Genomic DNA, 23521 nt, shown 5'->3' on the forward strand with positions numbered 1-23521 from the left:
GCCCAGGGCTGGCGTGCCTTAGCGCGCAACGCAGCCACAGCAAGCCTGAATACCAATCGTCGCCTGCGCGAAACCCGCGCCGGGCAGGGCTTCTGCACGCCTTTGCAGGCAAGAGCTTCGTTAAATCAAATTTGATGAGGCGTCCAAAAAACCTCGTTTGCAGCGCAATTCCCGTCAAACGAACAATGCATTCCGGCTAGCCGCCAACGCGCACTTCGGTGTCGCGATAGCGGCCCGCAGCAAGAAATACATCGTCATCGGCGCAGCCATGTCGGCGGTGACGAAAACGAAATGTCAGCCCGCGATCGACGCGGGCGGCAGCACGCCACAGTGGGTGGACAAGGTTTTTTGAGGAGAAAACAAATCATGAAAAAACGGTTTCCGATGCGTGTGATTGCAGCTGCACTCATGATGGCCGGCACCAGCGCAATCGCTGCGCCGGGGCTTTCCAGCAACGGCTATTTCCGCGCCGGCTTTGGTGCCAGCGACGAGGGTGATCAGGCCTGTTTCGGCCTCGGCCCGGCGAAGTACCGCCTTGGCAACGAATGCGACAACTACGCCGAACTGGGCCTGGATGTCGAAGCGCCTGCGATGGCCAACGGCACCGTGTGGAAAGGCCACGCGATGATCACGGGCTGGAGGGGCTACCCGAACTCGATCAACGGCACCGATGTGAACTGGTCGCAGCTCTACCTGTCGGGCCACAACCTCGGTGAAGGCGTGCTGAAGGGCGCGAGCATCTGGGCCGGCCGTCGTTACTACGACCGTCCGGACATCCACATCCTCGACTACAAGTACCAGAACAGCGACGGTGACGGCGCCGGTATCGAGAACCTGGACTTCGGCTTCGGCAAGTTCAGCTACGCGATCGAACGCACCGCGGTGACGTGGAACGATTCGACCAAGACCGACGACGACACCCTGTACTACGCCAACCTGCTGAAGCTCGAAAGCGTGAAGCTGCACGACAACGGCTACCTCACGGTCAACGCCGGCTTCGCGATGGGCAAGGAAAGCCGCAACAAGGCCTACAAGGCTGAGGACGGCTGGTACGTCGGCGCCTTCTACGATGCACAGCTGGGTAGCCTGAACGCCTGGAACCGCGTTGGCATCCAGTACGGTACCGCGTCGATGGCGAACGGCAACTTCGGCCAGATCGCTACCGACACGACGAAGGATGACGACACCCTCCAGATCCTTGACAACGTCAGCTACACCTCGGCCGATGGCAAGTGGACCGCGCTCGCGAACGTCATCTACCGCAAGGACAAGCGCACCGACATCTGGAAAGACCAGACCTGGTTCTCGGTTGGTGCCCGCCCGCACTACCACTTCGACGACATCTGGGGTGTGGCGACCGAAATCGGCTGGACGCAGCTGAAGTCCTCGGGTGACGACAAGTCGCGCAACCTGACCAAGGGTACGATCGCGCTGACCGCCGCCGCTGGCCGCACGCCGTATTCGCGCCCGGAACTGCGTGTGTTCTACACCTACGCAACCTGGAACGAGAACGCCAAGGGTTGGGTGGCGTACGACGCCTACGGCACGCAGACCAACGGCAGCTCCTTCGGCATCCAGGCCGAGAGCTGGTGGTAAGCATCGCTTCGGTGCCCGCGTAAGCGGGCACCGCAGTGGACCTCTGCATTCCTCCTTTGATTGGAAGGTCACCTCCTTCCTGTGGTTGCCGTCTTGCCCGGAGGTAAGACGGCATTTTTTTCGTGCATCGCGCATCGGCTGCAGCGATGCACTGCGGAGCGCATGATGAAAAACAACACAGAACCTCGTCGCCTTCGTTGCCTTGCCGCGCTGTGCGTGGCGCTGGCGGCCGGCGACGCCGCCGCTGCCGAGCAGGGCAAGCTGCTGGTGTGGGTCAACAAGGACAAATGCTTCGATGCCTGGGTCGGCACCGCCGAGCGCTACACCAAGCAGACCGGTGTGCCGGTGAAGGTCGAAGCGACGATCCCCGATTTCTTCCATAACTCGGCCGCGGCCGGCAAAGGGCCGGACGTGGTGATCTGGGCGCACGACATCCTCGGCCGCTGGGTCGCCGATGGTCTGCTGCAACCGGTGGTACCGAGCCAGCGCGTGCGTGATGCGATCGACCCGCAGGGCTGGCAGGCCTTCTCGCTCGGCCGCAAGCTGTGGGGCTATCCGATCGGCATCGAAGCGATTCACCTGATCTACAACAAGCGCTACGTCAGCGCTCCGCCGCAGAGCTTCGACGACGTGGCGGCGCTGGACAAGCGGCTTGCCGCGCAGAACCGCAAGGCGATCCTGTGGGATCTCTCGCACATCTACTACAGCTGGCCGCTGCTCGCCGCGAATGGCGGCTACGCATTTAAGTCGCGTGAGGACGGCTGGAACGCCAACGACGTGGGCGTGGCGAATGCTGGCGCGCAGAAGGGCGCCAACCTGCTCGCGCGTCTTGTAAAGGATGGCGTGCTGCCGAACGGCGCCAGCCGCGAGGAAGCGGAAAGTGCCTTCCTCGAAGGCAAGGTTGCCATGACGATTGACGGCCCCTGGGTGTGGGACAAGCTCAAGGACGCCAACATCGACTTCGGCACCGCGGCGATCCCGCGCGTCGGCGGCAAGCCGGGCGCGCCCTTCGTCGGTGTGACCGGCGCGATGGTCAGCCGCGCGAGCCCGAACCGCAAGATTGCCACCGAGTTCATCGAGAACGCGCTGCTCGCGCCGGCTGCCTTGAAGGCCTGCAACGCCGACAAGTCACTCGGCGTGCCGGCGGATCTGCGCGTGCGTGCCGAACTCGCCAGCGACCCGCATGTGCGCGGCATGAGCGAGGCCGCGCGCAGCGGTGCGCCGATGCCGAACAACCCGGAAATGACCTACTTCTGGGCGCCGATGGAAACCGCGCTGGAAGGCATCGTGGAGGGCCGCAAGGCGCCTGCGGAGCTGCTCGGCGCAGCAGCCAAGCGTATCCGCGAGCGCTGACCTCGGCGCGCGCGGCAGGTGCGGCACTCGCGAAATCCTGCTTTCGGAGTGCCGCATTTCAGTGGTGGTTTTTCGTTAAGAAAATTGAGGCGAAAGCCCAAGTATTGATCGTTTGATCGTCGTGCCCGCGATCGCGAAGATGGCAGTCAGTCAGAAAGCGCAGTTTGCAGGATCAGCTAGTCGCATCGCGGCAGACACGAAGACCCATGAACGTCCTCACCATTGATACTGGCACCACCAACACCCGCGTCACCGTATGGTGCGACGGCGCGGTGCTGCATCGTGCGGCACGCCAGGTCGGCGTTCGCGATACCGCGATCAGCGGCAGCAGCGCGGCGCTGAAGGCCGGCGTGCGCGACACGATCGCCGATGCGCTGCACGGCGCCGGCATCGGCATCGATGCCGTCACGCGTGTGATTGCGTCGGGCATGATCACCTCCGAGCTGGGTCTGCGTCAGGTGCCGCATGTCGATGTGCCGGCGGGGCGCGATGTGCTGGCCGCCGCGATGGCCTCGGCGCGCATCCCCGAGGTGTGCCGCAAGACGCTGTGGTTCGTGCCCGGCGTGCGCAACGTTGCCGCCGATCTCGGCCTGCACAACTGCGAAGCGATGGACATGATGCGCGGCGAAGAGACCGAGACGATGGGCCTCATCGATCGCCTCGGCATCGCCGCGCCGGCGGTCGTCGTGCTGCCCGGCTCGCATTCCAAGTTCGTGCATCTCGATGCGCAGCAGCAGGTGGTTGGCTGCGTCACCACGCTCGCCGGCGAACTGCTGCATGTGCTCACGCACAACACGATTCTCGCCGGCTCGCTGGAGAGCGGCTTCGCCGATTCGATCGACGCCGAGATGCTGCTGGCCGGCGCGCTCGCCGCGCGCGACATCGGCCTCGGGCGCGCCGGCTTCGTCGTGCGCATCCTCGATCAATTCACGGTGTATGGCCGCAACGCGCGTGCCAACTACCTGCTTGGCGCGGTGCTGGCGGCGGACCTGATGACGCTGAAGAACAGCAGCGCGGTGCGCATGAGCCCTGGCACCCAGTTCGTGATCACCGGCAAACCGCTACTGCGCGAAGCGCTGGCGCTACTGGTGGCGGGGGACGATTTCTTCTCCGGCCGTGTCACGGTCACCAGCGATATCGAACAGGCCGATCTGGCCGGCTGGGGCGCGCTGTGCATCGCACGCGTGCGCGGCCTGGTGCCAGACGCCTTCTTCCCGCAGCCCGCGGTGGTGGCTGCGCCGCGCAAACCGGCACGCACGAAGGTGCCGGCATGAGCACCGCCTACGCACACTACCCCAGCCTTGCCGGCCGCCATGTGCTGATCAGCGGCGGCGCGAACGGCATCGGCGCGAGCCTGGTCGAACACTTCGCGCAGCAGCATGCGCGCGTGAGCTTCCTGGATGTCGATCGCGACGCGGGCGAACAGCTTTCCGTGAGGCTGGCCGGCGCTCGCCACCGCCCGCTCTTCATCGCCTGCGATGTGTGCGACGTGGCGGCGCTGGAAGCGGCCATCGTGCAGGCGCGCAGCGCGCGTGGCGGCATCGAGGTGCTGATCAACAACGCCGCGAACGACGAGCGCCATGCCGTCGGCGCGGTCAGCCCGCAGTACTGGGAACAGGCTTTCGCGGTGAACCTGCGCCATCACTTCTTCGCCGCGCAGGCGGTGTTCCCGGACATGCGCACGGCTGGGCGCGGCGCCGTCATCAACGTCGGATCCAATGGCTGGATGATCAAGGCGCCGGGCTATCCGCTGTATGCCGCGGCGAAGGCGGCGATCCACGGTCTCACGCGCAGCCTTGCGCGCGAATTCGGCGCCGCCGGGGTGCGCGTGAACACGCTGGTGCCCGGCTGGGTGATGACCGAGCGGCAACTCAAGCTGTGGGTCGGCCCCGGCGCCGACGCGGAAATCGAGCGCAACCAGTGCCTGCGCCAACGCCTGCAGGCCGACGACGTGGCGCGCCTCGCGCTGTTCCTCGCGGCGGACGACAGCGCGATGTGCACCGGGCAGGACTTCGTCATCGACGGGGGCTGGTCATGAACGGCATCGTGACGCCGCCGATCGCCGCCGTGCCGTTCTCGCTCACCGGCTTGCGCTGCGAGCTGGGCGAATGCGTGCATTGGGATGCCGACGCTGCCCGCCTGCTGTGGACCGACATCGAAGGCCGCTGCCTCTACGCCTGGACGCCCGCCAGCGGCGATGTCCGGCGTTGGGCGATGCCGTCGCGGCTCGCCTGCTTTGCGCTGGGCAAGCAGCCCGGCCGGCTGCTGCTGGGGCTGGAGCGCTCGCTCGCCAGCTTCGATCTCGAAACCGCCGTGCTGACCGAGCTGTGCCAGTTGCCGATCGGCGCTGGCCTGCGGATCAACGATGGCCGCTGCGACCGTGCCGGCAACTTCGTGTTCGGCCTGAAGAACGAACGCGATCGCTCGCCGCGCGAGAGCTTCTGGCGCTACACCGCGGCCGGTGACTTGCAGCCGCTGGCGCTGCCGCCGGTGGTGATCACCAACAGCCTGTGTTTCAGCGCCGATGGCACACGAATCCACTTTGCCGATTCGCTCGACTCGCGCATGCGCTGCGCCGACTACGATGCCGTGCTTGGCCGCGTGAGTGCGGTGCGCCCCTTCGGCCCGCACTTCGGTGCCGGCGTGGAGCCGGACGGCGCGGTGGTCGATAGCGAAGACGGCGTGTGGTGCGCGCTGTGGGGCGGCAGCCGCGTGGTACGGCTGGATGCCCGCGGCCGCATCAGCGACGAATACATGCTGCCGGTAAGCCTGCCGGCCTGCCCGGGCTTCGGCGGCGCAGCGCTGGAGCGGCTCTACGTGGCTACTGCGCGCGCCTTCCTGCCGCCGGATCTGCAGCGGCGCGAGCCACTGGCCGGCGCAATGCTCGAACTGCGCATTCCGGGTTTGCGCGGGCTCGCCGAAACCCGCTTCGGGGGCGCGCTGTGAGTGCGCCGCGCATCATCGCGATCCTGCGTGGCGTGCGTGAGCACGAAGCCGCCGCACAGCTCGATGCGCTGCGTGCGGCGGGCATCCTCGACGCCGAGATCCCCCTCAACGCACCGGGTGCCGAAGCCGCGCTCGAAGCCGCCCTGGGCTACGCCGGCACGCAGATGCGCATCGGCGCCGGCACCGTGCTGGATACCGCGGCGCTGTCGCGCGTTGCGCGCATCGGTGCGCAATTCGTGCTGACGCCCAATCTCAACGACGCAGTGGTGCGTGCGGCGGTGGAGCAGGGCATCGAGGTGGTGGTCGGTGTGGCCACGCCGAGCGAAGCCTTCGCCGCGCTGGCGGCCGGCGCCCCGGCGCTGAAGATCTTCCCCGCCGCGAGCCTTGGCGCCGGTTTCATTGCGGCGCTGCGCGCGGTGTTGCCGCCGGTACCGCTGTACGCGGTGGGCGGCATCGACGAACGCAACCTCGCGGCCTTCATCGCTGCCGGCTGCGCCGGTGCTGGCCTTGGCGGTGCGCTCTACCGCGCCGGCCAGACGCCGCGCCAGACCTACGCCCGCGCGATCGCGCTGCAAACTGCGCTGGAGGCCGTTGCAGCATGAAGGTCACCCGTTTCACAACTTACCGCGTCGCGCCGCGCTGGCTGTTCCTGAAGGTAGAAACCGACGCCGGCATCAGCGGCTGGGGCGAGCCGGTGATCGAGGGCAGGGCGCGCACCGTCGAAGCGGCGGTGCATGAGTTGGCCGAATACGTCATCGGCCGCGACCCGGCGCAGATCAACGACATCTGGCAGACGCTTTACCGCGGCGGCTTCTACCGCGGCGGCCCAGTGCTGATGAGCGCGATCGCCGGCATCGACCAGGCGCTGTGGGACATCAAGGGCAAGGCGCTCGGCGTGCCTGTGTACGAACTGCTCGGCGGCCGCGTGCGCGACCGCATGCGCACCTACCGCTGGGTCGGCGGCGACCGCCCGGCCGAACTCGTCGCCGCGATCGGCGAACAGCTCGCGGCCGGCTTCGACACCTTCAAGTTCAACGGCAGCGAAGAGCTGGCGATGCTCGCCGGCCCCCGTGCGGTGGATGCCGTCGTCGCGCGGGTCGTTGCGGTGCGCGAGGCCTTCGGCGATCGCGTCGATTTCGGCATCGACTTCCACGGCCGCGTCGCCGCGCCGATGGCGCGTGTGCTGTTGCGCGAGCTCGAACCCTTCCGCCCGCTCTTCGTCGAAGAACCGGTGCTGCCGGAGCAGGCCGAGCACTACCGCCGGCTCGCCGACAGCACTTCGATTCCGCTCGCGGCCGGTGAGCGCATGTACTCGCGCTTCGACTTCAAGCGGGTGCTCGCCGACGGCGGCCTCGCGATCCTGCAGCCCGACCCCTCGCACGCCGGCGGCATCACCGAATGCCACAAGATCGCCGCGATGGCCGAGGCGCACGACGTGGCCTTCGCGCCGCATTGCCCGCTTGGCCCGATCGCGCTGGCGGCCTGCCTGCAGCTCGATTTCGTCGCATACAACGCCGTGCTGCAGGAACACAGCATTGGCATCCATTACAACCAGGGCGCAGATCTGCTCGACTACGTGGTTAACCGCGAAGACTTCCGCATCGATGGCGGTTGCATCGCAGCGCTGCCACGGCCAGGGCTGGGCGTAGAGATCGACGAGGCACGCGTGATCGCCGCCAGCCGCAATGCGCCCGATTGGCGCAACCCGGTCTGGCGACACGCCGACGGCAGCGTCGCGGAGTGGTGAGCCCGCTCACCACCGGCAACACATCAGGAGAACCAAGCATGGCCAGCATTTCCTTCCGCGGCATCAACAAGACCTACGCCGGCAACGTGTCGGTGATCCGCGACGTCGATCTCGATATCGCGGATGGCGAGTTGTGCGTCTTCGTCGGCCCCTCGGGCTGCGGCAAATCGACGCTGCTGCGCATGGTCGCGGGGCTGGAAGACATCACCTCGGGCGACCTGCTGATCGACGGCAAACAGGTCAACAAGCTGCCGCCCTCCGCACGCGGCATCGCGATGGTGTTCCAGAGCTACGCGCTGTATCCGCACATGACGGTGGCGCGCAACATGGGCTTCGCGCTGCGTCTGGCGCACACCGCCAAGGCGGCGATCGACGGCAGCGTGGACAAGGCCGCGCGCATCCTGCAGGTGGAACACCTGCTTGAACGCAAGCCGAAGGAACTCTCCGGTGGCCAGCGCCAGCGCGTGGCGATCGGCCGCGCCATCGTGCGCGAACCGGGCGTGTTCCTGTTCGACGAACCGCTCTCCAACCTCGACGCCGCGCTGCGCGTGCAGACCCGCATCGAGATCGCCCGCCTGCAGCGCAAGCTCGGCAAGGCGAGCATGATCTACGTGACGCACGATCAGGTCGAAGCGATGACGTTGGCCGACAAGATCGTGCTGCTGAACACCGGTGAAGATACGCAACGCTACGGCAGCATCGCGCAGGTCGGCTCGCCGCTGGAGCTCTACCACCGCCCGCGCAACCTGTTCGCGGCCGGCTTCATCGGCTCGCCGAAGATGAACCTGATCCCCGGCATGCTGGTGTCCGCTACGCCGACGCACGCCGAAGTGCGCATCGAAACCGGCGAGCTGCTGACGGCCGAACTCGACGCGACGCGCCTGCCGCTGGGCGCCAAGGTCACGCTGGGTGTGCGGCCGGAACACATCGTGCCGGGCGCCACCGACGTGCAGACGCTGAACCGCCAGGTGATGTGGGCGGAGCGCCTGGGCGAATCCACTTTCATCTACCTGGAGCAGGCTTGCTCGGCCGATGCGCTGATCGCCAAGGCCAAGGGCGACCAGCCGGTGCCGCGCGGCGAAATGGTCGCGCTGGGCATTCCGCCGGCCGCCTGCCACCTGTTCGACGACGCGGGCCAGGCGCTGCCGCGCCCCTGCCACGAGCTGGCAGGGTTCAAACTACCCTGGCTCAACAAGGAAACAAGCCGCCACGCTGCACCCGAAGTGCAGATGGCCTGACCGTGCAGTACGCTGGCCGCATCGCCCGAATCCCCCAATCCCTCCCCCCAGGGTGGTGGCGGCCAGCCCCCATTTTCAAGAACGGTGCCGCTGCAGCCACTGCAGCCGGTGCGGTGAAAGGAAGACCATGAAGATTCTCGTGACCGGCGGCGCCGGCTACATCGGCAGCATCACCAGCGTGCAACTGATCGGCGCCGGCTACGAGCCGGTGATCGTCGATAACTTCTGCAACGCCAGCCCCAAGGTGCTCGACCGCATCGAGCAGATCGCCGGCCGTCGCCCCACGCTCTACACCGGCGACATCCGCGACCGCGCGCTGCTCGACCGCATCTTCGCCGAGCACAAGATCGAAGCGGTGATCCACTTCGCCGCGCTGAAGGCCGTCGGCGAATCGGTCGCCAAGCCGCTGGAGTACTACGAGAACAACCTCGGCGGCACCTTCGTGCTGCTCGAAGCGATGCGCGCGGCAGGGGTGAAGAACTTCGTCTTCAGCAGCTCCGCGACCGTGTATGGCGACCCGGCCTCGGTGCCGATCCGCGAGGATTTCCCGACCCGCGCCACCAACCCCTACGGCTGGACCAAGCTGATGATGGAGCAGGTGCTGACCGACTTCCAGCACGCCACGCCGGACTGGTCGGTGACCCTGCTGCGCTACTTCAACCCGGTCGGCGCCCACCCCAGCGGCCTGATGGGCGAAGACCCGCAAGGCATCCCGAACAACCTGATGCCGTATCTGGCGCAGGTCGCCGTCGGCCGCCGCGAATTCCTGTCGGTGTATGGCAGCGATTACCCGACGCCGGACGGCACCGGCGTGCGCGACTACATCCATGTGATGGATCTCGCCGACGGCCACATCGCCGCCTTGCGCGCGCGCCAGGGCAGGGCCGGCGTGCATGTGTTCAACCTCGGCAGCGGCCACGGCAACAGCGTGCTCGAAATGGTCGCCGCCTTCGGCCGCGCGGTCGGTCGTGAGCTGCCCTACAAGCTGGTCGAACGACGCGCCGGCGACATCGCCGAATGCTGGGCCGACCCGGCCTACGCCGAACGCGAGCTCGGCTGGCGCGCCACGCGCAGCCTCGACGATATGACCCGCGACACCTGGAACTGGCAGTCGAAGAATCCGAACGGTTATCAGGACGCCTGAATACGAATCGTCGCCCGGCATCCTGAAGGCACAAGTTTGAATTGAAGAATTGAAGGAAAGAGGTACCCCAGATGTTTGACCCGATCGATCACCCGCACCGCCGCTACAACCCGCTGAAGGGTGACTGGGTGCTGGTCTCTCCGCACCGTGCGAAGCGCCCCTGGCAAGGCCAGCAGGAAACGCCGGACCGCAGCGCGCGCCCCGCGCACGACCCCGAGTGCTACCTGTGCGCGCGAAACAAGCGCGTCACCGGCGAGACCAACCCGGACTACGCGCACACCTTCGTCTTCACCAACGACTTCGCCGCGCTGATGACCGACACGCCGGCCGCGCCCGAATCGGCCGACCCGCTGTTCCAGCTGCAGAGCGCGCGCGGCACCAGCCGGGTGATCTGCTTCTCGCCGGACCACAGCAAGTCGCTGCCCGAGTTGTCGCTGGCGTCGATCGGCCATGTCATCGACACCTGGCAGGTGGAATCCGCCGATCTCGGCAAGACCTACCCCTGGGTGCAGGTTTTCGAGAACAAGGGCGCGATGATGGGCTGCTCCAACCCGCACCCGCACGGCCAGATCTGGGCCAACAGCTTCCTGCCGAACGAGGCCGCCGCCGAGCAGCGCACGCAGGCCGAATACTTTGCCAAGAACGGCCGCCCGCTGCTGCTGGACTACGCCGCGCGTGAAGTCGCCGATGGTGCCCGCACCGTGGTCGAAACGGAACACTGGATCGCCGTGGTGCCCTACTGGGCCGCGTGGCCCTTCGAGACCCTGCTGATGCCCAAGGCCGCCCATGTGCGCCGCATCACCGAGCTCTCGCTGGCGCAGAAGGCGGACCTTGCCGTCGCGCTGAAGAAGCTGACCAGCCGTTACGACAACCTGTTCCAATGCTCCTTCCCGTACTCCATGGGCTGGCACGGCGCGCCGTTTGGGGATGAGGCCGGCACCGAGCACTGGCAACTCCACGCGCACTTCTACCCGCCGCTGCTGCGTTCGGCCACGGTGCGCAAGTTCATGGTCGGCTACGAAATGCTCGCCGAGGCCCAGCGCGACCTCACCGCCGAGCAGGCCGCCGACAAGCTGCGCGCCGTCAGCGATGTCCACTTCCTGGAGAGTGCAGCATGAGCAGCCCTCAACAACGCACCCGCGACACCTTCGCCCAGCACTTCGGCGACGGCGGCATCACCGTCCGCGCGCCCGGCCGGGTAAACCTGATCGGTGAGCACACCGACTACAACGACGGCTTCGTGCTGCCCTGCGCGATCGACTACGAAACCGCGGTCACCGGCCGCGTGCGTGCCGACCGCACCGTGCGCGTCATCGCCGCCGACTACGCCGACGCGACCGACGAGTTCTCGCTCGACGCTGAAATCGTGCCGCGCGACGACGCGATGTGGGCCAACTATGTGCGCGGCGTCGTCAAGTTCCTGCTCGCCCGTGGCTTGAAGCTCGGCGGCGCGGATCTGGTGATCTCCGGCAACGTGCCGCAAGGCGCGGGGCTCTCGTCCTCTGCGGCGCTCGAAGTCGCAGTCGGCCAGGCCTTCAAGACGCTGTTCCAGTTGCCGGTGTCGGCCACCGAGCTCGCGCTCAACGGCCAGCAAGCCGAGAACCAGTTCGTCGGCTGCAACTGCGGCATCATGGATCAGCTGATCTCCGCGCAAGGCCAGGCCGCCCATGCGCTGCTGATCGACTGCCGCTCGCTGGAAACCCGCGCCGTCGCGCTGCCCGAAGGCGTCGCGGTGATGATCCTGAACTCCAACGTGCGCCGTGGTCTGGTCGACAGCGAGTACAACACCCGCCGCGAGCAATGCGAAGCCGCCGCGCGCCACTACGGCGTCAAGGCGCTGCGCGACATCGACGAAGCCGCGCTGGAAGCCGGCAAGGCCGGGCTCGATGCGCTCACCTATCGCCGCGCCCGCCACGTCGTCACCGAAAACGCCCGCACCCTGGCTGCCGCCGACGCGCTGGCCGCGGGCGAGCTGCGCCGCATGGGCGCGCTGATGGCCGCCTCGCACGCCTCGATGCGCGACGACTTCGAGATCACCGTTGCACCGATCGATACCTTGGTCAACATCGTCAAGGAAGTCATCGGCGAAGATGGCGGCGTGCGCATGACGGGCGGCGGCTTCGGCGGCTGCGTCGTCGCGCTGGTGCCGCTGGCGCAAGTCGCCGCGGTTGAAGCGGCGGTGGCGGCCCAGTACCGCTCGCCGGAAGGCAAACCGGCCACGGTGTACGTGTGCCGGGCAACGAACGGAGCAGGGGAAGCATGATGGACACGGCAGCGGCACGCATCTTCAAACTGGAGCACCCGGGCGGTCTGCGCATCGCGGTGATGGACATCGGGGCCACCTGGCTGTCCTGTGAAGTGCCGCTGGCCGGTGGCGGGCACCGCGAGGTGCTGCTCGGCTGCGACAGCGCCGAGGACTACGCTAAGCAGAGCGCCTACCTCGGCGCCATCATCGGCCGCTACGCCAACCGCATCACCGATGCGCGCTTCACGCTCGACGGCGAAACCTACACGCTCGCCGCCAACAACGGCCCCAACAACCTGCATGGCGGGCCGGAGGGCTTCGACCGCCAGCGCTGGACGCTCGTCTCGCACAGCGCCACCGAGCTGGTGCTGGCGATCGACTCGCCCGACGGCGACCAGGGCTTCCCCGGCCGCGCGCAGGTGCAGGTGCGCTACGCACTCACCGATGCCGGCACGGTGCAGATCGACTTCACGGCAGAAGTCGACAAGGCCTGCCCGATTGCACTCACCAGCCACGCCTACTTCAACCTCGACGGCGTCACGCCGGACGGTGACATCCGCGCGCAGACGCTGAAGATCGCCGCCGAGCGCTATGTGCCGGTCGACGCCACACTCGCCCCGCTGGGCGAGCCGGCCGAGGTCGCGGGCACACCCTTCGACTTCCGCAAACCCTGCCGCATCGGCAGCGCCTGGCCCGACGCGGTGCGCGACAACGAACAACTGCGCAACGGTGCCGGCTACGACCACAGCTTCCTGCTCGACGAGGCCTGCCGCCACGCCACCGTGCCCGCCGCCGAACTCGCCGCCGCCGACTGGAAGCTCACGATGCGCGTCTACACCGACCAGCCCGCCATACAGTGCTACAGCGGTAACTTCCTCACCGGCATCCCCGCCCGCGGCGGCCGGCACTACACCGCCCACGCCGGCATCGCGCTGGAACCCGGCTACCCCCCCGACAGCCCCAACCAGCGCGCCTGGTCCGGCTGCATCCTGCGGCCGGGGCAAGTTGGGAAGGGGACGATTCGGTTTGTGTTTGAGGCGTCGTAGTCGAGCCAAACCCGATGTGAAAGCCCCGCGCCGAAATGCAAAAGCCGCCCTCGTAGGCGGCTTTGCTTTTCTTGCGCAGGCTTTGTCTTTTGCGTCATGACATCGGTCCGGACGGAGTTCCAGCCGTCTCACGAAACCGAGGCTAGCGTCCGACTTCTCAAGTTCAGCCCACACTACCGGGCGCCCCTAATCTCAACACCGTAGGGCGGAAAAGCGCAGCGCCTTCCGCCGCATGGAGCCGCACCCCTCAGCCCCCACGTTCCCCACCAGCAATATCGGGCACCTCGTCGACGGTCCAGTCAGGCGCCTAGACGCCTCGTGCAACACAGTGGAGAAACGAGGAGTAGGGCCAGTCCCGAACACTGGTCACCAGCCCATGCTTGACCGGATTGATGTGCACGTAGTCGAGGTGCGCGGCATAGTCGCGCTCGTCGCGAATCGTGTGCTCCCAGAACCGCCGCTGCCAGATGCCCCGTTCGCCCCTCGCGGCGCGCGCCGCGGAGATGCGTTCGCTCTTCGGTAGGGCTTTCGCGAAGGCGACCTTGATCGCCCGCCAGCGGCCGGAGTAATCGCTGTCGCCCGGCGGTAGCGTCCAGACCGCATGCATGTGGTCCGGCAGCACCACCCACGCATCGATGTGGAAGGGGCGACGGGCACGAACCGTTCTCACCGCGTCACGCAGAGCGTCGATCTGCGTGACGAGCGTGCTGGCCTTGCGTTCGAGCAGGTTTACCGTGAAGAAGAAGGTCCCGCCAGGAACCCGGTTGCGGCGATAGTCGGGCATGGTGGGATTGTGCCGAGGGCGGGCATGCGGCGGAAGGCGCTTCGCTCTTCCGCCCTACGCGCTACAGATTCAGCCCGACCTACCGGTTCGTTATCGCTTGTGGCGCGTATCAACGAAAATCATGGCGTCCTGGGCCAGTTGCGCGCAGAACGAGGTCATGCCGCTTCGTTCAAGTTCATTTGCCTTGCTTGCTTCGAACTTCTTAAGACCTTCGATCTTGTACGCGTAATAGTCGGAGACCCCCTTGCTGTTATCAACCAGCATAGCTGCCTTCTTCAGGTAGTCAGAAACCGTTGAATAAAAACTCGGTGATGAGTTCGTGTGCTCCTTGCCAGACAACGCGCCTTCTAGCACGCCGTCACATCTCGCATACACCATGAACAGGCCTTCATCGCCAGCGGCGCACGGACTCACAAGCACTAGACTACTTAGAACGACTAAAAGGATCTTCATACAGGATCGCACTTGAACTACTCCGGAAACGTTGAGTCCAGCACTTCTTGACCCGTCGAGTTGTTTAACAGTCGGCTCCAACATCAGTGCCTTCCTTTCCGAGACCGCATACGCCGCCAATCACTCGGGCAAGCTCGAAGACGTCGTACCGAGGTCGCTCTAGAAAGCCGTATCCCGCGCGGCAAAGCGTCTCGAACTGACTGACATTACCTCGCAACGCCTTGCACGAAGCATCCCAATCCGGTCAGAGGTTGTCAGTCGAGACGGCAAGACGATGAGGGCCTTTGTCGGGACGTCCATGCTCGCGATAGGATAGCTGTACTTCCGTCGTCAGGGTCTCCTCATGGAATTTTCTCTGCATGCCCTGAGACGCTGCGTTGCTTGCGCAGTGCTCTTGACTGCTATTGCGAACCCAATGGCCATAGCTGGGCAGCCGCCATTAGCCGCCGGCTCTTTCATCCTTCAAAGCATGGTGAACAATGAGGATCAACACCCGGGACTCGGTACCACTTGGAGTTACCGCGGGGATGGGAGATATCACGGCGCAGACCGGATCAAAGCGACGGTCTATCTGTACTCCCGCGAGAATGCTGGCGTGCCGACGGGCGTGGACTCTGATGCTGTAAAGGTTGAGTTTGCGACCGCCCTGTCAAACGTCCGCGAGTTGAACGATCGGGTGCAGCGCACGGTGGCGCCTGAGGTTGCCGAGATCCGAGGCTATTCTGTGAGATACGCGCAATTCCTCATCGGCGATACGGACGATGGCGGCGGGTCAATTTCACACCTTGTACTGATGGGCCTTGGGGGGCAGTTCGTCAAGATTCGCATCACCCATCCGCGCACGGAGGCGGAAGTCTACATGGGCCGTATCACGGACTTTCTTGGCGACGTTGTTTTGGCAATCGGCGAAAAGAATATGGGCGTCGGAATTGGCCGCGTCGAGCAATGCAAAGATCTGGCTGAGATTGCGTTTTGGGCGGCTCAGAGCCATCTGGATCGTGGAGCGAAGCGCGAACTTGAGTCTGTTTCAAAAGATACATTGAAGGCAAATGCGCGGAGGGATGCAATCGCTCAATCTGAAATTGATCGTGCCGCCATCGTGGGCGGGGCCTCACACGGGAATCGCGGTGAGGGCCTGACGAGCATTGGTGCCGCGAGGAAGGATGCGATACTTACGGCTATTCATTTGAATAGTCAGTGCATGCAGGGCGAATCATTTTGACTAGTGTATTGCTGCGCGGAACCCACGCTTGCCAAGTGGTCGCGCGGTGAAAGGGGGGTACGCCGTCGGCTAACCCGCCCTACGTCGGTGATTCTCTTTCGGGCGTCCTTAGTGCCGTAGGTTGGGTTGAGCGCAGCGAAGCCCAACGCCTTTGCAAGCGCCACCGCATGGCGACGGTGCGTCGGCCGGGGGCCCGCCCCCGGCGGGCGTCTTACTTTCTGGCAACAGCACCAGAAAGTAAGCAAAGAGTGCCGCCCGGCGTTCGCGGTCAGGCGCCTTGCGCCTGACTTCCCTCGCGTGCTCGCGAAGTCGGGCAGCTGTGGAACTCGGCCCTGCGGGCCTCAAACAGTCCTCGCCGTCGGCGCTGCGCGCCGATCCCCCGACCCCGCTGCGCCACTCGGCGCTCTCGACGGGAACCAAAGTCAAAACCATCGCAGCTCGTTAGCTTGGGCCGCATGAAGTGAAGCCCAACGCGCAGAGCGCCCGAGAAACCCACGCATGCGCTTCGCCCCGTTCATCCCTGGCCCTTCTTGCTGCGCGCCTTGTCGAACTTCCGCCAGTAAGTGAAGACGTCTTCCTGCACTTCGAATTCGAGGTCGTCGAGCCGCGCTTGCATTCGTGCGCGCGCGTCCGCGACGGCCTTGTTGTAGATGCTGGGGCCGATCTCTTCGAGGAAGAAGTTCAACAGCGCGCCCGCCGTCATGTTCCCGATCGGCGCGTCCATGTTTTCGGAGAAATATCGCTGGATGGACTCGATGGCCTGCTGGCGGTCGAGTTTGTCGAGTTCGATGGACATGGCGGGGCCTTGCTGAACGGTCGGGTTGAGGGCGCGGCGTCGATGCGGCACCACGCCGTTGCAGATAATGCCGCAAGGCGTGTGGGCTGCCTACCGCATTGCCCGCCGACGAGGCATCAACTCTTCGGCGGCGCCGACACGGCCTTCATCTTCTCGGCCCCTTCATCGCTGATTTGCTGAATCTTCGGCAGGAGCTTCGACATGCGCTCCTGCATGATCTGCATCGAGGTCTGCATCACCTGCGGCATCTTCTTGATCACAGCCTGGCCCGCCGGCGATTTGTAGAACGAAAGCATTCCATCCACCTCTTTCTGCGTGAACGTCTTCTGGTAGATCTCGAGGAACATCGGCTCGAGCGCTTCCCATTTCAGTTCCTCTTTCACCAGGCCCGTCAGCTTCTCCTGCGTCTCAAGCATCACCTTCTCTTGCTCCGCAGTGAGCGCCTGATCTGCCGACGCCTGCTTCATGGATGCCTTCATCATCGAATCCATTTGCAGCATCACGCTATCGATCAGCTTCTTCGAATCGGTGACCTCGATCAGGCGTTTGACCGACGCCTCGCTTGCCGGACGGTCAGCCGCCGTGGCGGGCAGCATGGTGGCGCTAAGAAATAGGGCGAGGGCGAGTTGTGCAATTCTCACGGGTGCATTCCTTGGTGGATCAGTGTTGGATTGATTGGGCGCGAGCGCGCCGGGGGACAAAAGCCTAGCAGCTTGGTGCGGCGCTCGTTGGCCGGTATTGCGTGGTGTGTGATTAAAAGCGGCGTTCAATTGCCTGCGGTGTCGCGCCGAAGCACAACATGCGTCGCCTTCTCGCTCGCCACATGCTGCACGCACTTGAACCCACCGGCGCGCAGATCAACGCCTTCCAGCAGGCGTTCGCCGCTGCCCAGCAGCACCGGCGCAATCGCCAGATGCATTTCATCGATCAGCCCCGCGCGCAGATATTGCTGAATGGTGTTGGCGCCGCCGCCGATCCGCACGTCCCTTTCGCCAGCAGCCTCGCGCGCACGATCCAGCGCTTCGACAATGCCGCCGGTGACGAAATGAAACGTCGTGTTGCCCGCCATCTCGATCGAAGGGCGGGCATGGTGCGTGAGGATGAAAACCGGCACGTGGTAGGGCGGTTCATCGCCCCACCAGCCTTTCCAGCTCAGGTCCGGCCACGGGCCGCGCATCGGGCTGAACATGTTCCGCCCCAGAATCCAGGCGCCGATATTGGTGAAGCCCCGCACGGCGAATTCATCGTCCACGCCGGTCGTGCCACCCTCCGCACCGAACAGCGCGCGCTGAAAGGTGCGCGTCGGCCAGGCCCACTGGTGCAAGTCCGCACCGCCCACCCCCATCGGGTTTTTGATGTCCTGATCCGGCCCGGCGCCGTAGCCATCCAGGGAAATCGTTAAGCTCTCAACTCGCACTCGCGTCATCTCAATTCCCCTCGATTTTCAACGTCGCCTGAATGTTCGACCTACCGCGCAGCGATGCACAACCGCATCGAACACCACGCCCGCTGCGCGCTCAGCCCGCTTGCTTGAGCCCCCAGACCACCACCAAGGCCGCCCCCATCGCCACCTGCGCCCACACCGCCACCCGCGTCAGCCTCATCAACCCCGCACCCAGCGATTCGCGTGACCTGACAAGCACGCCGACAAGCAACACCGGAAAGTACGCCAGCACCCAGGCAAACCACGCCACCCCGATGCCCATGCATCCGAAGCTTTCGCACCGCAGTCGCCATATCAACACGACGCACACGGCCAGCGCTAGCACGGCGACGACATAAATTGCGGCGAGTGCTTTGCTCACGGATTGGGGCCTTGAGTGTTTGAAAACCTGACTCGAATCTTGACCTGCGGGCGACCGGCCACAGCGCGGAGCCTGCGGTGTCCGCGCGCCCGCCGAGCGTACGGCGAGCATGGCGGATTTGCCAGATCCCGCCGGCGACGGGGCCTGCCACGGCCGCTGGCCGGGTAGCGACGTTCGAGATGAGCGGCGGCGCCCCGCGTGCCGGGTGAAGTGACCTTGAGGGAAGGGCTAGGCATTGCTGCCTGACTTCGGATGAATCGTTTCGCCTTTGCTCAGCATGTCCACAAATTGAGCGATCCGCTTGGCGCGGGTTTCCGGTTTCTTGCAGTTGTGGACGCGGAAGAGGATGGCGTATCGATTCCGGCTGTCGAGCCCTGCGAAGAACGCCATTGCTTCACTGTTCCCGTCCAGCGCTTGCTGCAAATCGCCGGGGACCTCTGCCGTGCTGGCAGAGGCATAGGCCGCGTCCCAGCGCCCATCCTCCTTCGCACGCTCAATCGCCTGCAGGCCGGCGGCTCGCATCCTGCCAGATGCGATCAGCGCCTCCACCTTGGCCTTGTTGACCTGGGACCAGATGCTTTTCGGTGTTCGGGGCGTGAATCGCTGGAGCCAGTAGTGCTCATCCTGGGACTTCTTCTGCCCGTCGATCCAGCCGAAACACAGCGCGCTCTCAAGGGCCTCGGCATAAGTGAGCGTTGGCTGCGCGGCCCCTTTCTTCGCAATGCGCAGCCATACCGCCGGCGAAGTGGCGCCATGTTGCTCGAGCCAGGCTTCCCAGTCCGCTTGCGCCTTCATCGTCAGTATCGATTCGCTCATATCGCGCTTCGCCATGGGTATTCCGAGTTAAGCGTCAGCAACCCAAGTCCGCCGGATATCCATCGGCGTGAGCGCCGCACGAACCGTGTCGAGATCAAAGGCGTTCATTCGTGCGCCGAGTCGGATTTGACCGAGGCGCGTTACGACCGCGCTGCGCTCGCTAAAGTGCTGGCCGTGCCGGCTTGCCGCGCGGCATCGCTGGACCCGCGACACCACGTTTGGCGCCCTGGCGGCGCCACATGATCTTGCCGCAAGCGCCGTCGCCTGCCTATGGGTTCGTTGTCACCGCGACTCGTATCCGCCCCGCGGTGACACCCTCTGCGGGGCTCCAGTGCGACTTTTCCTCGCGACCTGGCCGCGTGGCGTCTGGGAGAGGGGCGCGCGGCCGAGTGCTGCGCTGCGGCACCAGCGGACGCGCATCAGGTGCTAACCGGCTTGCCCGTCCAGGAGCTGAGCTTTGCCGCAGCAATTGACGCGCCGACCTCGTCGTTGGATTCACCGAGCGTGATCGATGAGAAACCGCCCAGCGACAGCGAGACGGAGTACCGGCCGCTCGTTCTGCCTTCTTGCGCGTACACATCGGCGAGGCTGATGTTGCGCACCTGATCGAAGCGGCACAGCACGCCTTTGATGTTTGAAACGCACTTTGTTTTGCGGTTGAGCGTGAGCGCCTGAAAGCTGCCGCGGATGGTCAGCTCGTCCTCAGACTCGGACAGCACCTGGAAGTCGCTGCCGTCTTCGCTGTTGTCGCTTGGATCGGGAAACAGCGGGGCGTCGTTGTCTATCCAGCGTGGCGCGCGAAAGAACACGAAGGCGAGTGCCAGGGCGAACGCTGCGATGCCGAGCGAGAACGTCGACGCAATCAGTGCGGCAATCACGGCGGCGCCCGCCAGAAAATATGAAACGCGGTCCATCGATCAAAAGACTCCGTGCCGGACGTTGGTGTGCGCGCGAGTGGGTTGCAGCGGGAGGGAGTCTAGCGCGCAGCCCGGCTGGGTCAGTTCGCCGCACGCGTCTTGGGCAAACGCTTGCCGAGACGGCGTGGGCGAAGAGCTGCGGTGTTCAGCGCTCGGCGGCCGGCGTTCTGGTGATCTGGGTGATCCAGGCAAACAGTTCATCGAGGTCGTAGTCGCCGCTGTGCGGCACACCCCAGGGCAGCGCGAAGTCGACCGGGCGGCCTTGCTGCTGCAGGGTCAGCGCGAGGATGGTGGGGATCGCGAACGAGGTGTCGCGGTCGGCGGCGCCGTGGCGGATGCGCCAGAACGCGGCGTTGGTGGCGCCGGCTGCGCCGAGGTAGCTCAGCGGGTTCATCATGCGCACCGTCTGGGCATCGGCGCGCGTTGCGCCGGCGATGCGACTGTTCGCGAGCGAGAACTCGGTGAAGTGGCGCGCTTTGACTTGTTCCGTGCCGAAGAGGTCGTTTTCGCCGCTGCCGAGGTCCAGCGCATCGAACGCGGGCGGCGTTTTCTGGCGCGCCATGCCGCGCACATAGGCGGCGAAGTCGATGTCACGCACCGTGGCATCTTCCAGCTTCACCCCGGCCGTCGCGCCGACCGGCTGCCCGGCCGCCTGGGCCTGCTGGGCGGAGGCGATCAGCAGGCGCTTCACATAGTCCTTGAACGGGCCGTTGCCCTGGGCGTCCAGCGTCAGGGCGCGGCCGTCGGGGCTGCGCAGCGCGAGGCTGTTGAGGTAGGCCGGGAACTGCGTCTTCAACGCGTTGGAGAGCGCGATCTGGTCGGCGGTGAGCGTGCCGGCAACTTCCTTGCGCTCGACCTTGAAGTCGAGCATGGAGATCGAGATGCCCTTGTAGTCGTGAACGCCGTCGAACTGCCATTCGTAGGCGGCGTCGGCGTGCTCGAGATTGGTGATCGGGCAGTAGGCCGACACGGCGAAGATGTCGTCGCGCGCCGGGGCTGCGCCGAGCGCGCGAAGCGCGGGCTCGAAGTCGGCGCTGTTGCCGCTTGCGCCCAGCAGCGCGGAGAGTGCGCCGCCCGCGCTGGTGCCGTTGGAGATGATGCGTTCGGCGTTGCCCGGCATGCGGGCGTCGTTGAAACGCAGATAGCGCACCGCGGCTTTCAGATCGACGATGGCAGCGGGCGCCTTGCCGGTGTAGCGGCCCTCAGCGTTCTGGTTGGTGCGACCCCGTGCGCCGGGCGCGGCGACGATGTAGCCACGCAGCAGTGCTTCGGCGATGGTGTTCGGGCGATTCGGCGGGCCGGGCATTTTGGCGCCGTCGAGCGATCCGGGGCGCGCGGGCATGTAGCCGCCGACCTGATTGGGCAGAAAGATCGGTGCGGTCTCCGCGGTGAAGGCGCCGATCCGTTCGCCGCGGAAGTACGCATCGGGCACGTAGATGTTCATCGCCTGAAGGCTCGCGTCGACCGGCTTGGCGACGTAGACGATGTTCTCGTAGGCGCGCACGGTGATGCGCTGGCCGCGCAGTTCCACTTCCCGCTTCACATAGTGATTGGCGTCGAAATTCAGATCCGCGGCGGAAGGGGCCGCGTGGGCGGCATTGAGACTGATCGCGCCAGCGGTGGCGGCAGTGGTCAGCAGGCTCCGTAGGCTCATGGGGTACTCCAACGCGTGGCCGGCAAGGGAACGGCCAATGCTCTCAGAATGCCGGCTGGCTGGCCACGGCGCGTCACATCTTGCAATGAGTGTGTGGCGCCGATCGCCTGACGAGGCGAGTGCGGGGTGCGCCGACTGACCCGGAGCTCAGACCCGATCGCGCACGATCAGGTAAGCCCCGGCAACGAGCAGCGCCGCGCCGAGCAGCGAGGGCATGCCAAGCCTCGACAAGGGGTTGTCGGCCTTCAGGGCGTCGGCGGCGAGGCCGGCGATGAGCTGGCTGGCGACGAGCAGCGAGATGGTCGCGGCGGCGCCGACCCGCTGGTAGCCCATGATGCCGGCGAACACGAAGAAGGCGCCGAGCAGGCCCGGCACCAGCCACCACCACCGTGCAGCGCTGAGCGCTTCGGTGATGCCGGCGACGCCGTTGCGCGCGAGCAGGGCGCTGACCAGCAGCACCAGCCCGACCGCGGAGTTAACGACCAGCGTGATGACGATCGTCGACACGGACTGCGTGATGCGCACCATCAGCAGGTTCTGGATCACCAGCGCGGCGCCGGCGGCGGCGAGCATGGCGAGGGTGAGGGTGGTGTTCATCGTGGTCGGCCCGCGTGGGCGCTCAGCCATCCACCGGCCGGGCCGGGGTGTCGAGCAGCAACTGGTAGAAGGCGAGGTCTAGCCAGCGGCCGAACTTGAAACCGACTTCGGGCAGGGTGCCGACATGCTTGAAGCCGAGCCGCTGGTGCAGCGCGATGCTCCCTGTGTTGGCGGCGTCGATGCCGCCGATCATCGCGTGCACGCCGTTGCGCCGTGCGGCGGCGATCAACGCCTGCATCACCTCCGGCCCGAGGCCCTTGCCGCGGTGATCTTTATGCACATACACCGAATGCTCGACGCTGTACTTGTAGGCCGGCCACGCGCGGAAGGTGCCGTAGCTGCCGAAGGCGAGCAGCCGGCCCTCTGTGTCCTCGATGCCCAGCACCGGAAAGCCGCCTTTTCGCTTGGTTTCGAACCAGGTGACCATGCTTTCGGGCGGGCGGGGCGTGTAGTCGTACAGCGCGGTCGAGTTGACGATGGCCTCGTTGAAGATCGCGAGGATCGCGTCGGCGTGGCGCTCGAAGCTGCAGTCGACCAGGGTATGGGTGCTCATGGTGCGGATCTCGTCTGTAAGGGGCTGGTGCTCAGCGCCAGCAGGTAGCGGGCCTCATGCTGGCCCGGGTTGTGGAATACGACGCGGTCGCCCAGCGTCATCGCCAGGCAGTCGCCGGCTTCGAGCTGCCAGTGCTGATCGCCGGCGGTGATCGCCATCTCGCCTTCGAGCAGCCAGAGTTGCTGGTGGATCGCGATGCTGCGCGTCGGGTTGTCGAAGCTCACCCTCTGGCCGGCTGGGAAGCGCAGCTCCACCAGCTCGATCGGCGAGCGCCAGCTGGCGGGCGAGAGTTGACGGCGCACATAGCCGGAACCGGGGTCGGTCCACACCGCTTGATCCGCCACCCGCGCGACCGGTTGCGGTGCGGGTGCGGGCGACTCGGGTGCGAGCAGCGTCGGCAGCGACACGCCCAGCGCGTCGGCGAGCTTGTTCAGCACCGCGGCGGTGGGGCTGGTTTCCTGCCGCTCGATCAGCGAAATCATCGAACGGCTGACGCCACTCAGGTCGGCGAGCTGGTCCAGCGTGAAGGCGCGCGCCTTGCGCAGGGCGCGGATGCGGGCGGAGAGAGCAGCGTCAAAATCCATCGTTCCAGTATATTGGAACTGCGCT

The 23521-nt window shown here is 65.7% G+C and carries 26 protein-coding genes; 14 read left to right on the top strand and 12 right to left on the bottom strand.

Translation table 11 applies throughout. The annotated features are described in order from the left end of the window. Positions 1 to 157 precede the first annotated feature (157 nt). The 13 genes from ACE3P0_RS00175 (at position 158) to ACE3P0_RS00235 (ending at position 13315) form a co-directional block, all read left to right on the top strand. On the top strand, positions 158 to 352 hold the full coding sequence (locus ACE3P0_RS00175; RefSeq protein ID WP_374398658.1) for a hypothetical protein: 195 nt from the start codon (positions 158 to 160) through the stop codon (positions 350 to 352). Between the two features lie 14 nt (positions 353 to 366). Continuing rightward, the gene (locus ACE3P0_RS00180) at positions 367 to 1596 is read left to right on the top strand and encodes a maltoporin (RefSeq protein WP_374398659.1); all 1230 of its coding nucleotides are present in this window, start codon (positions 367 to 369) and stop codon (positions 1594 to 1596) included. Positions 1597 to 1761: 165 nt separating this feature from the next. Beyond that, positions 1762 to 2949 (top strand): maltose/maltodextrin ABC transporter substrate-binding protein MalE, encoded by a 1188-nt coding sequence (malE, locus tag ACE3P0_RS00185; RefSeq protein ID WP_374398661.1) that lies wholly within the window; start codon positions 1762 to 1764, stop codon positions 2947 to 2949. Positions 2950 to 3155: 206 nt separating this feature from the next. After that, positions 3156 to 4223, top strand: coding sequence for a 2-dehydro-3-deoxygalactonokinase (locus ACE3P0_RS00190; RefSeq protein WP_374398663.1), 1068 nt, complete (start codon positions 3156 to 3158; stop codon positions 4221 to 4223). Further along, on the top strand, positions 4220 to 4987 hold the full coding sequence (locus ACE3P0_RS00195; RefSeq protein WP_374398665.1) for an SDR family NAD(P)-dependent oxidoreductase: 768 nt from the start codon (positions 4220 to 4222) through the stop codon (positions 4985 to 4987). The genes ACE3P0_RS00190 and ACE3P0_RS00195 overlap by 4 nt, the downstream gene beginning before the upstream one ends. Then, positions 4984 to 5895 (top strand): SMP-30/gluconolactonase/LRE family protein, encoded by a 912-nt coding sequence (locus ACE3P0_RS00200; protein WP_374398667.1) that lies wholly within the window; start codon positions 4984 to 4986, stop codon positions 5893 to 5895. Before ACE3P0_RS00195 ends, ACE3P0_RS00200 begins: the two co-directional genes overlap by 4 nt. Further along, entirely contained in the window at positions 5892 to 6497 is a 606-nt protein-coding gene (locus tag ACE3P0_RS00205; RefSeq protein WP_374398669.1) for a 2-dehydro-3-deoxy-6-phosphogalactonate aldolase, read from the top strand. The genes ACE3P0_RS00200 and ACE3P0_RS00205 overlap by 4 nt, the downstream gene beginning before the upstream one ends. After that, on the top strand, positions 6494 to 7642 hold the full coding sequence (gene dgoD, locus ACE3P0_RS00210) for a galactonate dehydratase (RefSeq protein WP_374398671.1): 1149 nt from the start codon (positions 6494 to 6496) through the stop codon (positions 7640 to 7642). The genes ACE3P0_RS00205 and dgoD overlap by 4 nt, the downstream gene beginning before the upstream one ends. A 38-nt stretch (positions 7643 to 7680) precedes the next feature. After that, positions 7681 to 8880 carry an ABC transporter ATP-binding protein gene (locus tag ACE3P0_RS00215; RefSeq protein WP_374398673.1) on the top strand — a complete coding sequence of 400 codons (1200 nt, stop codon included), beginning with the start codon at positions 7681 to 7683 and terminating at the stop codon, positions 8878 to 8880. 127 nt (positions 8881 to 9007) lie between these two features. After that, on the top strand, positions 9008 to 10024 hold the full coding sequence (galE, locus tag ACE3P0_RS00220) for a UDP-glucose 4-epimerase GalE (protein ID WP_374398675.1): 1017 nt from the start codon (positions 9008 to 9010) through the stop codon (positions 10022 to 10024). 71 nt (positions 10025 to 10095) lie between these two features. Continuing rightward, positions 10096 to 11142 (top strand): galactose-1-phosphate uridylyltransferase, encoded by a 1047-nt coding sequence (galT, locus tag ACE3P0_RS00225; protein ID WP_374398677.1) that lies wholly within the window; start codon positions 10096 to 10098, stop codon positions 11140 to 11142. Next, the gene (gene galK, locus ACE3P0_RS00230; protein ID WP_374398679.1) at positions 11139 to 12287 is read left to right on the top strand and encodes a galactokinase; all 1149 of its coding nucleotides are present in this window, start codon (positions 11139 to 11141) and stop codon (positions 12285 to 12287) included. Before galT ends, galK begins: the two co-directional genes overlap by 4 nt. After that, positions 12284 to 13315, top strand: a complete 1032-nt coding sequence (locus tag ACE3P0_RS00235) for a galactose-1-epimerase (protein ID WP_374398681.1) — start codon at positions 12284 to 12286, stop codon at positions 13313 to 13315. The genes galK and ACE3P0_RS00235 overlap by 4 nt, the downstream gene beginning before the upstream one ends. A 307-nt stretch (positions 13316 to 13622) precedes the next feature. On the opposite strand, the gene ACE3P0_RS00240 is transcribed toward ACE3P0_RS00235, so the two are convergent. Together ACE3P0_RS00240 and ACE3P0_RS00245 are read right to left on the bottom strand one after the other, a co-directional pair. Continuing rightward, entirely contained in the window at positions 13623 to 14099 is a 477-nt protein-coding gene (locus ACE3P0_RS00240) for a transposase (RefSeq protein ID WP_374398683.1), read from the bottom strand. Positions 14100 to 14189: 90 nt separating this feature from the next. Further along, a complete protein-coding gene (locus tag ACE3P0_RS00245) occupies positions 14190 to 14552 on the bottom strand; it encodes a hypothetical protein (protein ID WP_374398684.1) in 363 nt (120 codons plus the stop codon). Positions 14553 to 14895: 343 nt separating this feature from the next. Here ACE3P0_RS00245 and ACE3P0_RS00250 point away from each other — a divergent pair, with 343 nt between their 5' ends. Then, positions 14896 to 15774 (top strand): hypothetical protein, encoded by an 879-nt coding sequence (locus ACE3P0_RS00250; RefSeq protein WP_374398686.1) that lies wholly within the window; start codon positions 14896 to 14898, stop codon positions 15772 to 15774. A 514-nt stretch (positions 15775 to 16288) separates the two neighbouring features. Here the strand turns inward: ACE3P0_RS00250 and ACE3P0_RS00255 are convergent. From ACE3P0_RS00255 to ACE3P0_RS00300, 10 genes are all read right to left on the bottom strand, one after another. Continuing rightward, positions 16289 to 16570, bottom strand: coding sequence for a DUF2164 domain-containing protein (locus tag ACE3P0_RS00255; protein ID WP_374398688.1), 282 nt, complete (start codon positions 16568 to 16570; stop codon positions 16289 to 16291). Between the two features lie 116 nt (positions 16571 to 16686). Further along, a complete protein-coding gene (locus ACE3P0_RS00260) occupies positions 16687 to 17340 on the bottom strand; it encodes a DUF2059 domain-containing protein (RefSeq protein WP_374398689.1) in 654 nt (217 codons plus the stop codon). Next, entirely contained in the window at positions 17337 to 17996 is a 660-nt protein-coding gene (locus ACE3P0_RS00265; RefSeq protein WP_374398691.1) for a dihydrofolate reductase family protein, read from the bottom strand. Before ACE3P0_RS00265 ends, ACE3P0_RS00260 begins: the two co-directional genes overlap by 4 nt. 91 nt (positions 17997 to 18087) lie before the next feature. After that, on the bottom strand, positions 18088 to 18375 hold the full coding sequence (locus tag ACE3P0_RS00270) for a hypothetical protein (protein WP_374398693.1): 288 nt from the start codon (positions 18373 to 18375) through the stop codon (positions 18088 to 18090). A 228-nt stretch (positions 18376 to 18603) separates the two neighbouring features. Further along, the gene (locus ACE3P0_RS00275) at positions 18604 to 19206 is read right to left on the bottom strand and encodes a YdeI family protein (protein WP_374398695.1); all 603 of its coding nucleotides are present in this window, start codon (positions 19204 to 19206) and stop codon (positions 18604 to 18606) included. Positions 19207 to 19610: 404 nt separating this feature from the next. After that, the gene (locus ACE3P0_RS00280) at positions 19611 to 20069 is read right to left on the bottom strand and encodes a hypothetical protein (RefSeq protein WP_374398696.1); all 459 of its coding nucleotides are present in this window, start codon (positions 20067 to 20069) and stop codon (positions 19611 to 19613) included. Positions 20070 to 20253: 184 nt separating this feature from the next. Beyond that, positions 20254 to 21762 carry a subtype B tannase gene (locus ACE3P0_RS00285; RefSeq protein ID WP_374398698.1) on the bottom strand — a complete coding sequence of 503 codons (1509 nt, stop codon included), beginning with the start codon at positions 21760 to 21762 and terminating at the stop codon, positions 20254 to 20256. Between the two features lie 147 nt (positions 21763 to 21909). Further along, the gene (locus tag ACE3P0_RS00290; protein WP_374398700.1) at positions 21910 to 22359 is read right to left on the bottom strand and encodes a DMT family transporter; all 450 of its coding nucleotides are present in this window, start codon (positions 22357 to 22359) and stop codon (positions 21910 to 21912) included. Between the two features lie 22 nt (positions 22360 to 22381). Next, the gene (locus ACE3P0_RS00295; RefSeq protein ID WP_374398702.1) at positions 22382 to 22912 is read right to left on the bottom strand and encodes an N-acetyltransferase family protein; all 531 of its coding nucleotides are present in this window, start codon (positions 22910 to 22912) and stop codon (positions 22382 to 22384) included. Next, positions 22909 to 23496 (bottom strand): helix-turn-helix domain-containing protein, encoded by a 588-nt coding sequence (locus ACE3P0_RS00300; RefSeq protein WP_374398704.1) that lies wholly within the window; start codon positions 23494 to 23496, stop codon positions 22909 to 22911. The genes ACE3P0_RS00295 and ACE3P0_RS00300 overlap by 4 nt, the downstream gene beginning before the upstream one ends. Positions 23497 to 23521 lie beyond the last annotated feature (25 nt).

This window comes from Niveibacterium sp., from assembly GCF_041909475.1.
Classification (GTDB): Bacteria; Pseudomonadota; Gammaproteobacteria; order Burkholderiales; family Rhodocyclaceae; genus Niveibacterium.